Origin of the sequence: Pseudomonas sp. BIGb0381 (assembly GCF_024809815.1) — a bacterium.
Taxonomy (GTDB): Bacteria; Pseudomonadota; Gammaproteobacteria; order Pseudomonadales; family Pseudomonadaceae; genus Aquipseudomonas.
The window spans coordinates 32,739-45,680 of sequence record NZ_JANUEN010000016.1; the positions used below are offsets into that span (position 1 = coordinate 32,739).

Genomic DNA, 12,942 nt, shown 5'->3' on the forward strand with positions numbered 1-12,942 from the left:
GGCTCTTCTAGAAACGGTAAGTGAGGTCGACGAGCAGGCGCAGATCGCGTTCGCGCTCACCGTCATAAGGTCGGCTGACCAGGCTCAGGTTGGCGCCGGCTTCCAGCACGTCGTTCCAGCGAAAGCGTTGGCCATAGCCGATCAGGCCGACACCGCCGGTGGAATAATCTCGCTGGCTGTAGGTGCCCGCACCGACCTGGAACTGCTGACTCCACTGGGTCTCGTAGCGGTTATAGAGCACATGGTTGACGGTGACGGTGGGCAACACGCCGAAGTCCGACTTGGGGTTGAAGTACAACGTATCTTCCTTGCTGTTGCGGCTGGCGCTGACGTCCAGGCCTAACTCCACTTGCACCTTGGGCGAGCTGTAGACACCCTCGCGGCCGGTGAGCAAGGCTTCGACCCGGTCGTTGCCATCGCTGAAATGGGACGGGCTGACTGTGAGTTTCCACTCCCGGCTCTCATTGGCGCGCCAGCGGATAAAACCACTGCCGCCGTTGGCCGTGACGTCGGTATTAAGCGCCCGCAACGGAGTAGTGGCCGAGAGGTAATCCAGGCTGCCGCCGTATTGCCAGTGGTCGTTGATGTCCCGGGCAATCGACAGCCGCGCGCCTTGTTTGGAACCAAAGCCGTAGGAATGGTTGGAGACCTCGGCTTCGAGGGTCATGTCACGGGTACGCCGCTCCACGCCGACGCGTTGCCAACGATGATGACCAGTGCCTTCGGCAAAGTCGGCGGTGCCATAACCGACACCGGCGAACAGGCGCCAGTCTTCGTCGATGGGCGGGGTGTAGATCACGGTTTCAATGCCCCAGTCACGGCTGCCGGACACCGCACCGGCTTCCTGGTCGTTGCCGCCCCCGAAGCTTTTACCGGTGTAGGCCTCCACGCGGACTTCAGCCATGTCGTGCACATCGCGCAGGCGTTTGAGGCGCTGTACCTGGCGATTTTCCGGCGCGCGGGCGACGACATCGTCGGTGAGCAGGTCGAGTTGGCGCCACTCCTGCAAATCCAACGCCGTGAAGCCTTGGGACATTTCCACGCCGATGTCGCGCGGGCTCTGGTTTTCGGTTTCCTTGAGTGAATCTTCGGCGCGCCTCGGCCAGTCACGGGCACGGTACATCTCGGCCTGGGCCAGACGTACGCCGATGCTGCCGGGGGCTTTATTGCCCAGGGCCTCCAGGCTTTCTTCGCTGGCGTTGAGGTCAGCGCCATACGTACCGGCCTGGGCTGCCAGCTGCTGGGCGTCCATCCATTCATCGTTAGGGTTGCCGATGGGCAGGCCCTTGAGTTCAACCCGGGGCTTCTCGGTGCTGGCCAGGTTATTGGCGACTGCCCGCGCCTCTTCCACCTGGTCGCTTTCCAACAAGGCGTAGAACAGGGCGCTGCTGTCTTTAACATGATCACCTACGTCTGCGTCCGGAGCGGTCACCGCCTGGCGATACAGCGGCGCAGCCTTTTCTGGCTGGCGCTGGTCGAGGTAGGCCGCTGCGACCCAACGCACGGCGTACGTCGGCAGCTGCACACCTTGGGCCGTGAGGGCTTCGTACTCGCTGATCACTTCGGCAGTGCGTGCCCGTGCCTTGAGCGCACCCAGGCGGTCGATGCGCCAGCGCACCACATCGTCATGGGCAGTGGCGTCCGGGGTCCAGCGGGCGAGCAGTTTGTCGTAGTCCGCCAGGGCGCGGTCGGCAATCACATAGCGTTCTTTTTCGCTGCGCGTGGCGAACTCGGCCATGCGCACCCGTTCGGCGGCGAGGTCACCTTCCAGGCGGCGCTGGGTCACCGCGTCCACCAGGCCCGGACGCTGGGCGGACAGGCGCAACGCCGCTTCCGGCAGACGAGCCTTTTGCAGGGCGACGATGTATTCGCGAGCGACTTCAGGCTTGTCGCCAGCGCGGATAAACGCCTGGTCGAATTCAAACAGCGCGTCGTAGTCCAAGCCGGCACGGGTCAGCGCGTACCCCAGGGCCATGCGCCGGTTAGGGTCATCGGGCTTGGCGGCGACCAATGCGCGGGTGCGTTTTAGCGCTTCGTCAGCCTTGCCGCCGTCGGCCTGGGTCAGGGCCAGGCCCAATTGCAGGTCAACGTTATTCGGCTCACGCAGCAACGCCTGGCGATAGACCGCCTCGGCCTGGGACCATTGCTGCTGGTTGCGATAGGTACGCGCGACGGTGGCAAGCGCCTGGGTGCTGAGGTTGCGATGTTTGCCCTGGGCCTCGTACACCTTCAACACTTCGGCATCCTGGCCGGCCCAACCGGCGATCACCACATGATCGCTGACCTGGCCTGGCGTCTGGCGGTCGGCAGACAACTGGCGCAATTGGGTCAGGGCGGGGGTGAAGTTGCCGTTGCGCGCCTGAATAATCAGCGCGTCATAGGCCGGATCGGCCATGGCGAAGGCGGGCATCAGTAATTGGCTGCATAAGGCTGCCCCGACGAGCAGTCGCAACCGGCCTGATGCACTGAGTGGTAGGTTTCGCAACATATCGTGAGCTTCCTTACACACGGAAAGCTGTAACGATAAGTGGTCCTGAGCGAGTTGCCGCAGGGTGCCGGCGTCTAATGACCCGGCCTAGCTTTCCTGTGCGAACTATCTCTCAGGAAAGTAGGAAGAAGACCAATTCAGAACAATTGTTCAGAATTGCGCGGCCCGCCTGAAATGTGAATGTGGGAGCGGACTTGCCTGCGATAACGGGGTGCCAGCCTTGTGGCGAGCGGGCTTGTCCCGCGTTGGGCTGCGCAGCAGCCCCAAAACCAGGCGAGGAGTGCTTGATATAGCGCATTCGCCTTCATCAGGGGCGCTTCGCACCCCAACGCGGGACAAGCCCGCTCGCCACAGAGACCCAGTTTGCTGTGCGACAGCGCTAGGTCGCAAAGGTAGTGGGGCCTCCCACATTATTTACTTCGGGGCGATGGCGAAATATTACTGAGCGCCGCTGACCGCGCCGACCTTGGCCATCACAAACCCAATGAACTGCTCGACGGTCATCTTCTGGCCGTTGAAGGTCACTTCATTGTTGGCGTAGTGCAGCTTGGACACTACGTCGCTGCCGACCAGAGTCGCCAACTGAGTGCCGACCGCCATGCCGCTGACCATCTCGGCGGCCATTTGGGACTGCTGTTCGATGGCTTTCGGGTCGCTCACGCCACCGATTTGCGCCTGCAGGGCAGCCACGTCACCGATCATCGGCTTGGACAGGGTCAGGTTGGCATCCAGCAATGCAATCATCTGCTTGCCCAGTTCAACCGGCGGCAACTCCATGGAGGCCGGCTTGGCCAGGTCCACCAGCAGGTTGAACTTGCTTTCGCCATGGGTGGTTTTCAGGGACAGGTTTTCCACCGCCAGTTGCGGCTTGGCGGCCAGTACCTGGTTGACGTTCGCTTCGGCAAGGGCCTGCTCGGCTTCGTTCAGTTGCAGCTCAGGTGCAGGCTCGCCCGCTGCGGCGGCGGCTTGCACCGGCTGCATCTTGTCCTGGTAAAGCTTGGTCAGCACCAGCATGGCCGGGATGTCGACATTCTTCATGCTCAGGGCCATGGCCGCCGAACCCACGGGTTTGCCTTGGTAACCGATCTCGTCGATCTTGTAGTCGACACGGCCGGCCAGGTTGTTGTCCTTGGTTTCGCTGGAGTCTTTCTGCTCGAAGCCTTTGACGGTCAACACGGCTTTCTGCGGGCCGAAGGTGAACTTGCTGTCGGTCAGCTCAACGGTGTTTTGCCCGGTGTAGAAGCCAAAGGTGGATTTTTCCAGGTTGCTGGCGATGGTCAGGCCAGACAATTCAGCTTCGAAGTGTTCGCCCTTGCCATCTAGCCCGGCGATCTTGAAGCTGTTCATGAAGCCGTCAGCCTTGACCTTCTGGCCTTCGGCGGTGCTGTCGAAATTCAGGTTGGCGCCAGAGAAGCTCGCCGAAGCTGCGGCGTCCTTGAACTCCAGGGGCAGCAATTCGATGTTGCCGTTGACCGAACGGCTATAGCCGATATTGGCCACGCCCTTGAGCGGCGATACGTCTTTGGCGGCGGCGAACCACTTCTCGGTGGTGGCGTTCTTTTCCAGTTCGTAGTGACTGGTGGCCATGACCGGCAGCCATTTGAGCGTCACCAGGCGCGAGAACGGCAGCGGGCCGTGTTCGATATGGTCGACGAACAGCAGTTCCGGATTAGGGTTTTCTTCGCCGAAGACCGAACCCTGGCCTTTCAAGCGGTAATGGGCGGTGCTGCTGAATACGCCACGCTCCAGGGACACCAGCTCCAGGGCCACGGTGCCATCGACGCCGGCCATGGACGTCTGCAGTTCCTTGTTGGCGTTCTGGATCGCGGTTTGCAGCACCGGCTCCAGCTGTTTACCGGTGTACCAGGCGCCGCCTGCACTGACGACGCCTACGGCGACAACAAAACCCAAAAGAACGACTGCTGGCTTATTCATGAAGTGACCTGATCAAATCCTGTGAGAAGTGGGCTGTCTTCCTTGAACCCTGTTGGGGTTGGCTCAAGCCCGCCGAAAACGGGGAGAAGATTAGCACTGGCAGCCGCGAACGGCCCAGCTTTCTCAGAGGGGTCAGGCGTGCAGTTGGTTCACGAGTACTCCAATTCGATCTCGTCGAGTTGGTGGTCGAAACTCTTCAGGCGTGCCGTCCAGGTGTATACCAGCACCTCAAACTCGCGGTGTATGACCGCATTGCCGGGGGTGTCGGACTTGGGGTCGCAGAAGTCCAGTTGGTAGCGCTCACGGGCCATCTGCGTGGCAACGTCGGACAATTCCCGCGCGTTATTGAGCCAATGCCGGCCCTCGGCGACCTGCCGATCCAGCAATACACACTGTTTTTTCAGGACTTCGAGGCTTTTTTCCAGGGGCGTGCCGGTAAGGTCGCCCATGACCTCCTGGAAGGTGCGCCCAGGCTGCCAATAGCTGCCCCAGAAATAGCGGTCGAACACGGTTTCGACCCGGCGCAGCGCGACCTTGGTGTCCCAGATCGCTACGCGGGTCTTGCCTTGTTCCAGGAGTTTTTTCTTGACCCGTTGATTTTGGTAAGAGGCCCAGGCGACGACGCCGATGGACAGGGTGCCGATCACCAGGCAGGCGCTGTCGAGAAACACCATGGCCTTGTCGAGTTGATGGGCGAGCATGACGCCGTAGAAATACGCGGCCGATAACAACACCAGTGCGAAGAGCACGCACCAGAAAGCGGGAGCATAAGGGTTTTTCATTATTGGAATCCCCATGAGCAAACGCGAGCAGTGTCAGGGGAGCACCTGCCCGTCAAACCGCAGTGCGCTCCACCTGACAAAGCATAGTCATTCGCTCAGGGTTTGCCGGGCTGTGACGCTTGCGTTCGTCCGCTTTCCCAGCCGCCGCCCAGGGCCAGGAACAGATCGATCTGGCTCATGGCAACCTGAGTGTTCGCCGCCGCCAGTTGCGCACGCATCGCGGTGTAGGTGCGGGTGGCTTGCAGGTCGGCGAGGAACGATTCGCGGCCGGCCTGGAAGAACCGGTGGGTCTGGTCCGCAGCCTCTTGGGCAGAGTGCTCGGCGTCCGCCAGCGCCTCGCGCCGTTGCAACACGGCGGTGTATTGCGCCAGGCCGGTCTGGGTTTCGCGGATGGCGTTGAGGACCACGCCGTCGAAATGCGCCAGGGCGCCCTGGGTCGCGGCTTCGGCTTCGTGGATACGCGCACGGGCGCCGTTGGTCGGCACCGTCCAGCTGATCATCGGGCCGAAGCCCCAGCGGTTGGTCGCCGGCTGGCCGAGGTTGTCGAGCAGGCCCACGGTGCCCACCGTGGCGCCGATGGCGATGTCCGGGTACAACGCGCCGGTGGCCACGCCGATACGCGCGGTGGCGGCGGCCAGTTGGCGTTCGGCCTGGCGCACGTCGGGGCGACGCTTGAGCAGTGCCGCGCCGTCGCCCACCGGCAACAATTGGGCGATGTGCGGCAGCTCGGCGCAGGTGCCGGTGCCCGCCGGCAGTTGGTCCACTGGCTTGGCCAGCAGCATCGACAGGCGGAACAGCCCGGCCTGGCGCGCCGCTTCGTAGCGCGGCATGTCGGCGCGCAAGGATTTGTATTGGGTTTGCGAGCGGGTGACCTGGGTTTCATCGCCACGGCCCGCGTCGCGCAGGCGTTGAGTCAGCTTGGTGCTCTGGGCTTGCAGGTCCAGGGACTCGTTGGCAATCGCCAGCTCTTCGTTGGCCGCGCACACCTGGGTGTAGGAGCGCACCACATCGGCCACCAGGGTGATGCGCGCGGTATCGGCCGCAGCCTGGGCCGCATCGGCGCTGGCCTGGGCGCTTTCGATGCCACGTTGCAAGGTGCCGAACAGGTCGAATTGATACGAGGTGGTAATGCCCACGCTGCCGATGTTGTCCACCGGCACTTTGTCCGCCTGCAAAAACGCTTCGCCGGATTCCTGCAGGCGCTGCACCTCGGCCTTGGCGCCGGCACTCCAGCCGCCGGCAGATTCAGCTTGTTGGGTCTGATAACGCGCGCGCTGCAAGTTGGCAGCGGCCACGCGCAGGTCGGTGTTGGAGGCCATGGCCTGGCGCACCAACTCGTCCAGGCGCGGGTCTTTGTAGAGCTTCCACCAGTCGGCCGGCACTGGCGCCGACACCACGTTGTTGCCCTCGCCCGCCAGCTGCCCTTGCAGGTCAGCGCGGTTGACGGCAGACGTTGGCGGCAGCTTGTAATCCGGCCCCACCACTTGGCAGGCCGACAGCAACAACCCCAGCGCAGCGGTTGCCCAAAGCTGCTTCATGGCTTGGCTCCCTCATTGGGTTTGTCGCCAATGATCGACACAGTCGCCGTACGCCCGGCGATCATGCGGAAGTCCGCCGGTACATCGTCAAAGGCGATGCGCACCGGAATCCGCTGGGCCAGGCGCACCCAGCTGAACGCTGGGTTGACGTTGGGCAGCAGGTTCGAGCCGCTGCTGCGGTCGCGGTCTTCGATACCGGCGACGATGCTCTGCACATGGCCGTGCAGACGGGCGTTGTCGCCGATCACACGGATGTCGACGCCCATGCCGACGTGGATGCCGTCGAGTTTGGTCTCTTCGAAGTAGCCGTCGATATGGAAGGAATTGCTGTCCACCACCGACAGCACCGGCCGCCCGGCGGTGACGAATTCCTGGGTACGCGGCGCGCGGTCGTTGACGTAGCCGTCCACCGGGCTGCGGATGACGGAGCGATCGAGGTTGAGTTGGGCCGAATCCACCGTCACTTGCGCTTCGGCCAGGGCCGACTGGGCGCGGGCAACGCGGGACTGGCTTTCTTCCAGTTGCTCGCTGGGCACCAGGTTGCCGAGGCCACGGTTACGCTTGTACTCGCGCTGGGCCTGGGCCAGGGTTTCCTGGCGGTCGGCCACGGCGGCCTGGGCTTGGCGCAGGGCCAGCTTGAAGCGGTCCTGGTCCACGGCAAACAGTACCTGCCCCTTGGTCACCAGTTGGTTGTCGCGTACATCGACGCGCTGGATCAGCCCGGACACGTCGGGCGCGATCTGCACGATGTCGGCACGGATGTGGCCGTCACGGGTCCAGGGGGCAAACATGTAGTACATGACCATGCGCCACACAACGACGACCGCGAAGCTCACGATCAACAACGTCAGGACTACACGGCCGATGGTCAAAAAAGGTTTTTTCATGTCATCAGGTATCGACTGAGTGAGTCCACCGCGCCCAGCAACAGCGCGTAGAGCCCCACATTGAACAATGCCCGGTGCCAGACCAGGCGATAGAAGTGGACGCGGGTCAACAGCCCGTGAACCACCAGGAATAACACGTACGTAATGCCCATCAGCACCAGCAGCGTGGGCAGGAACACCCCGCTGATGTCCAGGTCACCGATCATAAAGGCGCTCCATCGGGTAGCGGCGCTTCCATCTCCGTGCCGCCAATGAATTCCACACCCGGCAACAAGGCCAGGCGCAGGCCGGCCAGCGCGTGCAGCAGGTGCAGGCGGGTATCGTCTTCGTCTTGCAGGCCCTGGCCGTTGAGGGCGCGGCGCGTGCGGTCGAGGGTCATCAGCAGACCGCTGGGCGCGGGCAAGCGTTCACCCGCCTTGAGGCAGGCTTTGAAGTAACCGCCCACACCTTCCACCACTTGGTTGAGCAGCACCCGCGGTACGCCGAGGATGCGCGGCGAATAGGCCAGCAGGTCGAGCAGGTTGAGTGCCACGCGCAAGTCGCGCAGGGCGCTGCCGGTGTCCTGGTTGATCAACGCCAGGCGCGGCAGGTGCTGCATCAGGCGGTCGAGCATTTGCGCGGCCAGGTGCCGGTGTTCGTTCAGAGTAGCGGGCTCGGTCAGACCGACGATGTCGCGCCAGCTGAAACGGGTCAGGCGCTTGGCCGCCAGTTCGGCGCCGAAGGGCCGTGCGATCAACGTCCACACAAAGGCGAACAGCAGGCCCACGGGCCCGGCCAGGTTGACGTTGGCGAAGTTCAGGAAGTCTGCGTCGTAGGCGCCCTGGATGCTGATGAACGACGAGGTGTTCACCAGCGTCAGCAGCATGCCCAGGTAAAAACGTGGCTGCACGGTCAGCGTGCCGATGCAGATGAACGGCACCGCGAACGCCAGTACCAGCATCGGGAAATCATGCAGGTTGGGCAGGACCAGGAACAGATAGAGGCTGGCGAACAGCACCGACATGGCGGTCCAGAAAAAGAACCGATAGATCTGCGGTGCCGGGTCGTCCATCGAGGCGAAAAAGCTACAGGCCACCGCTGCCAGGATCACCGCGCTGCCGCCGTCGGTCCAGCCCAGCAGAATCCACAGTACCGAAGCGACGATGATCGCGGTGACGGTGGAAAACGCCGAGTAGAACATCAGGCCACGGTCGAGGAACGGCGTGAGCCGGCCCAGGCGCCAGTGGCGGTACACGGCACGCCAGGTGTCCTGGCTTTCGCACTGGATGGCGGCTTGCAGGCTGCGACAGTCTTGCCACAGGTCGATCCACTCACCGAGGCGGTAGAGGGCGTTGGAGAACAGCAGCGTGTGGCGGTCATCCAAAGCTTCGCCGTGGGGTTGCTGGGCGTCGACCTGGTCACGCAGGGCGCGCCAGCGTTCCAGCGGTGCGCTTTCGGTGGTGTTTTCCAGCCACTGCCGGGTGGCTTCCAGCAGCGGCGTCAGTTGCTCTAGAAACTGCGGCGCACGCTGTTCGACGGCATACAGCGCATCGTCGAGTTCCTCCACCAACGGCAGCAGGTGGATCATGCGCCCGCGCAATTCCTTGGTATTGCGCACCGTCTGCGGCCGCGCGCCTTCGTGGGGCAGCTGGCCGATCATCAATTCAAGGGTATTGAAGGTGGCAACCATGCCGCCGCGCAGGGTGCTGACTTCTTCCGGCTGCACATTGCGGGTGAGAAAGCGCTGGCTGTAGACCTGGGCGTCGCTGAACCACTTGGCCACCGCGCCATCGAACACCGGCATCAGGCGCCGTGGCCAGAACATCGCGCCCACCACCGCCGCGACCGCAATGCCGAGGAAGATTTCTTCTGTGCGCGCCTCGGCCACATCCCACACCGCCAGCGGGTTATCCACCACCGGCAGGGCGATCAGCGGCAAGGTGTAGCCGGCGAGCATCAAGGCATAGTTGTTGGCGGTGCGCAGGTGCATGGAGAGGAACAGCAAGGTGCCCGTCCACAGCGCGATCACCACCACCAGGATGTACGGCGATTGCACAAACATCGGCACAAAAAACACCGCCGCCGCCGCCCCCATCAAGGTGCCGATGGCGCGGTACAACGCCTTGGAACTGGTAGGACCGACAAACGGGCTGGAGACGATATACACCGTAGCCATCGCCCAGTACGGACGCGGCATTTGCATCAGCATGGCGATGTACAACGCGATCATCGACGCGGCGAAGGTACGAACCCCATAGAACCAGTCACGGGCGGGCGGAAAACCGGTAAAAAATCCGTTCAAAGCGTCGCCGCCTCAAAGGCCCGCAGTACGCGCAGTGCGGCTTCCATATCGGCGGTCGGAAGGTCCGCCAGCACTTCGCGGCGCAGGCGCACCAGTTGCACCTCCACCGCCTGCACCAACTCGCGCCCACGCTCGGTCAGGCTCAGGGCCTTGGCGCGGCGGTCGTGGATGTCTTCGGTACGGCACACATAGCCGTCATGGCACAGCCGGTCGAGCAGACGCACCAGCGACGGGCTTTCCATCCCCGACGCCTGGGCCACTTTGACCTGATGCACCCCGTCGCCCAGGCGGCCGATCATCAACAGCGGCACGGCGCAGGCTTCTGAGATGCCATAGCTGACCAGCGTGCTCTGGCAGATTTTGCGCCAGTTACGGGCGCCCACCACCATGCTGCTGCTGAGGTTCATCTGGAGTTGTTCGAGGGATGGAGGCACTGGATAGTTCGCATACAGTTAGTTTGCTAACTATCAATATGAAGAAAGGCGCTAGATGCGTCAAGTTTTGAAACAATTTAGCGATGGGTGGAGCGATTCAGTGGCAACACCGCTGGACGAATGTGGGAGGGGGCTTGCTCCCGATAGCGGAGTGTCAGTGAACAGATTCGTTAGATGATCCACCGCCATCGGGGGCAAGCCCCCCTCCCACATTTACACCCCTCGCCCACCCCGCAACATCAGATTCAACTCATCCACCACTTCCGCCCAATCCGCATCGTCCAGAATTTCCTCGCGCAAAAACGCTTTCTGGCTCTCCGTCCAGAAAAACGCATCTGCCAATTTCAGATCCGGCTTGAGTGGCGAGTGGGCGGTCACAAACTGATCAATACTGACCGGGTCATCCGGCAGCCCAAGCTGTTTGAACAGTGACGGCAAACTGTGCACGGGCGATTGCATGGCGGGCTCCTAAGAAGATGAATGCCCAGAGTCTAGTTCAGGCGCCAACCAGGCCAACAACCGCTCGACGCCCTGCTGTGCCGACAGCACGCCGGTATCCAGTTCCAGCGACGCGTGGGGCGGTGGCTCGTACGGCGAACCAATGCCGGTAAACCCCGGTAGTTCGCCCCGGCGTGCGCGGGCGTAATGACCTTTGGGGTCGCGACGCTCACAAACCGCCAGCGAAGCATTGCACCACACTTCCCGATAATCGGCGCCCAGGCGCTCGGCGAAGACCTCGCGCAATTGCACCAGGGGCGCAATCAGCGCCAGGATCACGATCTGCCCGTTGTCCACCAGCAACGCCGCGAGTTCGCTGGCGCGGCGGATGTTTTCCAGGCGGTCGCTCTCGGCAAAGCCCAGGTCTTTGTTGAGTCCCACGCGCAAGGCATCGCCGTCGAGCACGATGCTCTGGCGCCCTTGCTCGAAGAACGCGGCCTGCAGGCCCTGGGCCAGGGTCGACTTGCCCGAGGCGGGCAAGCCGGTGAGCAGGATCGCCACTGCGCGATGGCCATTGCGCGCCTCGCGTTGACGGCGCGTGATGCTCGCCGTCGGCGCCACCAGGTTATTGGGCGACGGCACGCGGCACCGGTGCGGTGATGTTGCCGGCGGCCCAGGCCGATTCACGGCTGGCCAGGGCGGTGGCGATGCTTTGCACGCGGTCGGAGTCCAGTTGCTCCGGCAGCGGGTCGAGCCCGGCGCTGGCGAAGATCTGGCCGTAGGCGTTGCGCAGGTCGGCGTAGGCCAGGTCACGGCGCAGGTCGGCTTGCAGGGTGTTGAGCTCGCCCTGGATCAGGTCGAGTTCGCCCAGGCCCGCCGCCTGGTGGCGGTTGCGCAGCTGGGTGAGGATCTGCCCGTCGATATTGGCCAGTTGTTCGTTGGTCTTGAACTGGCGCACGGCATCCTGGAAGTTGGCGTTGGCCACGTAGACCTGGGCCAGTACCGCGATGGACATGGCCTGGCGCCTTGCAGTGGCGACTTCTTCACCGGCCTTGGCGACGTCGATGGCGGCCGGGGCGGAGATCACGTTGAACAGGTTCCAGGTGATCTTGGCGCCGTAGTCGGCCCAGCGGTTGTCCACCAGGAACGAGTTGCTGTCGTAGTGGCCACCGGCGGAAAACTCCAGGCCGGGCAGCAGGCGCAGCATGGCTTTGCGGGTTTCGGCAGCACTGATGCGGGTCTGGTAGTCCTGCTCACGCAATTCCGGGCGATTGGCCAGGGCTTCCTGTTCCAGGCTCGCCAGGTTGACCTTGAGTTGGGGCACCACGTAATCGTCCGGCGTGGCCAGTTTCAGGTCAGTGCCCATGGGCAGGTTGATCAAGGTTGCCAGTTCGGTCTTGGCCAGGGACAAGGCGCGGCGCTGTTCCTGCAACTGGCGTGTGGCCTCGATCAATGAGCGCTGGTAGCCAAGGGCCTGGACCGGGTCGCCGATGCGCTGCTCGCTCATGCTCTGGCTGTCGGTCTGGGCCTGGTCGACCCGCGCCATCAGGCTGTCGATCTGGGTCAGCAGACGCTCGGCCGCCACCGCTCGCCAATAGGCCGAGCGCACGTCCTGGACGATGGTGTTGATGACCTTGCGGCGACGCTCCTGGATGATCAGGCGCTGGTCGCCCTGCTGTTTGGCACTGATGTAGCTGACGCCGAAGTCGAGGACGTTCCACACCATGGTCAAGTCTGCCACACGACGGTCGCGGTCCTGAGAGGTCGAGGGTTCCAGGGACTGGGTACCGGTGAGCACGCTCTGGCTGCTGGAGGCGTTAGTATTGTTGCGCCCGGCGTAGCCGGCGGACAGCGCCATACGCGGCAGCATGTCAAAGCTGGACAGGTCCGACTGGCGCTTGGCCAAGGCTTCTTCCATCACCTTCAAGCGGCCTTCGAGGTTGTATTTCACTGCGCGGGCCATGGCCTGGTGCAAGGTAAGCGGGCCGCTGAGGGGTTCCTGTCCCGTGTACATGCCTTGCAGATCATTGCGGGCGCGTTGCTCGCTGACACTGCGTTCAATCGGCTTACTGGTGACCGCGCAACCGCTGATCGCCAGCACCAGCAAGCTGGCGCCGAACACCTTATGACGTGTATTCATCCTTGTACTGCCCCTGTTC

General features: G+C 63.1%; 11 protein-coding genes. All 11 read right to left on the reverse strand.

Annotated features, from left to right (window positions below; translation table 11 throughout):
* Nucleotides 1–7: 7 nt before the first annotated feature.
* The 11 genes from pgaA to M2397_RS28220 all read right to left on the reverse strand — a co-directional run bounded on the left by pgaA (nucleotide 8) and on the right by M2397_RS28220 (nucleotide 12,923).
* A complete protein-coding gene (pgaA, locus tag M2397_RS28170; protein WP_259244872.1) occupies nucleotides 8–2,488 on the reverse strand; it encodes a poly-beta-1,6 N-acetyl-D-glucosamine export porin PgaA in 2,481 nt (826 codons plus the stop codon).
* 438 nt (nucleotides 2,489–2,926) lie between these two features.
* Nucleotides 2,927–4,423 carry a YdgA family protein gene (locus tag M2397_RS28175; protein ID WP_131700500.1) on the reverse strand — a complete coding sequence of 499 codons (1,497 nt, stop codon included), beginning with the start codon at nucleotides 4,421–4,423 and terminating at the stop codon, nucleotides 2,927–2,929.
* A gap of 149 nt (nucleotides 4,424–4,572) precedes the next feature.
* The gene (locus M2397_RS28180; RefSeq protein WP_131700499.1) at nucleotides 4,573–5,205 is read right to left on the reverse strand and encodes an NADH:ubiquinone oxidoreductase subunit N; all 633 of its coding nucleotides are present in this window, start codon (nucleotides 5,203–5,205) and stop codon (nucleotides 4,573–4,575) included.
* Nucleotides 5,206–5,300: 95 nt separating this feature from the next.
* On the reverse strand, nucleotides 5,301–6,743 hold the full coding sequence (locus tag M2397_RS28185; protein WP_259244873.1) for an efflux transporter outer membrane subunit: 1,443 nt from the start codon (nucleotides 6,741–6,743) through the stop codon (nucleotides 5,301–5,303).
* On the reverse strand, nucleotides 6,740–7,630 hold the full coding sequence (locus tag M2397_RS28190) for an efflux RND transporter periplasmic adaptor subunit (RefSeq protein WP_090401202.1): 891 nt from the start codon (nucleotides 7,628–7,630) through the stop codon (nucleotides 6,740–6,742). The genes M2397_RS28185 and M2397_RS28190 overlap by 4 nt, the downstream gene beginning before the upstream one ends.
* Nucleotides 7,627–7,836: a DUF1656 domain-containing protein gene (locus tag M2397_RS28195; protein ID WP_012721577.1), complete on the reverse strand. Its 210-nt coding sequence runs from the start codon at nucleotides 7,834–7,836 to the stop codon at nucleotides 7,627–7,629. Before M2397_RS28195 ends, M2397_RS28190 begins: the two co-directional genes overlap by 4 nt.
* Nucleotides 7,833–9,911, reverse strand: coding sequence for an FUSC family protein (locus M2397_RS28200; RefSeq protein WP_259244874.1), 2,079 nt, complete (start codon nucleotides 9,909–9,911; stop codon nucleotides 7,833–7,835). Before M2397_RS28200 ends, M2397_RS28195 begins: the two co-directional genes overlap by 4 nt.
* On the reverse strand, nucleotides 9,908–10,318 hold the full coding sequence (locus M2397_RS28205; protein ID WP_065941015.1) for a MarR family winged helix-turn-helix transcriptional regulator: 411 nt from the start codon (nucleotides 10,316–10,318) through the stop codon (nucleotides 9,908–9,910). Before M2397_RS28205 ends, M2397_RS28200 begins: the two co-directional genes overlap by 4 nt.
* 240 nt (nucleotides 10,319–10,558) lie before the next feature.
* Nucleotides 10,559–10,804 (reverse strand): DUF2789 domain-containing protein, encoded by a 246-nt coding sequence (locus M2397_RS28210; RefSeq protein ID WP_184745680.1) that lies wholly within the window; start codon nucleotides 10,802–10,804, stop codon nucleotides 10,559–10,561.
* Between the two features lie 9 nt (nucleotides 10,805–10,813).
* Nucleotides 10,814–11,425, reverse strand: a complete 612-nt coding sequence (gene cysC, locus M2397_RS28215) for an adenylyl-sulfate kinase (protein ID WP_131700494.1) — start codon at nucleotides 11,423–11,425, stop codon at nucleotides 10,814–10,816.
* Nucleotides 11,409–12,923, reverse strand: a complete 1,515-nt coding sequence (locus tag M2397_RS28220) for a TolC family protein (RefSeq protein ID WP_167657005.1) — start codon at nucleotides 12,921–12,923, stop codon at nucleotides 11,409–11,411. Before M2397_RS28220 ends, cysC begins: the two co-directional genes overlap by 17 nt.
* Between the last annotated feature and the right edge of the window lie 19 nt (nucleotides 12,924–12,942).

Bases quoted from the DNA above. Each gene is read 5' to 3' on its own strand.
- pgaA (WP_259244872.1), bottom strand. From the start codon at position 2,488: ATGTTGCGAAACCTACCACTCAGTGCATCAGGCCGGTTGCGACTGCTC.
- M2397_RS28175 (WP_131700500.1), bottom strand. From the start codon at position 4,423: ATGAATAAGCCAGCAGTCGTTCTTTTGGGTTTTGTTGTCGCCGTAGGC.
- M2397_RS28180 (WP_131700499.1), bottom strand. From the start codon at position 5,205: ATGAAAAACCCTTATGCTCCCGCTTTCTGGTGCGTGCTCTTCGCACTG.
- M2397_RS28185 (WP_259244873.1), bottom strand. From the start codon at position 6,743: ATGAAGCAGCTTTGGGCAACCGCTGCGCTGGGGTTGTTGCTGTCGGCC.
- M2397_RS28190 (WP_090401202.1), bottom strand. From the start codon at position 7,630: ATGAAAAAACCTTTTTTGACCATCGGCCGTGTAGTCCTGACGTTGTTG.
- M2397_RS28195 (WP_012721577.1), bottom strand. From the start codon at position 7,836: ATGATCGGTGACCTGGACATCAGCGGGGTGTTCCTGCCCACGCTGCTG.
- M2397_RS28205 (WP_065941015.1), bottom strand. From the start codon at position 10,318: ATGAACCTCAGCAGCAGCATGGTGGTGGGCGCCCGTAACTGGCGCAAA.
- M2397_RS28210 (WP_184745680.1), bottom strand. From the start codon at position 10,804: ATGCAATCGCCCGTGCACAGTTTGCCGTCACTGTTCAAACAGCTTGGG.
- M2397_RS28220 (WP_167657005.1), bottom strand. From the start codon at position 12,923: ATGAATACACGTCATAAGGTGTTCGGCGCCAGCTTGCTGGTGCTGGCG.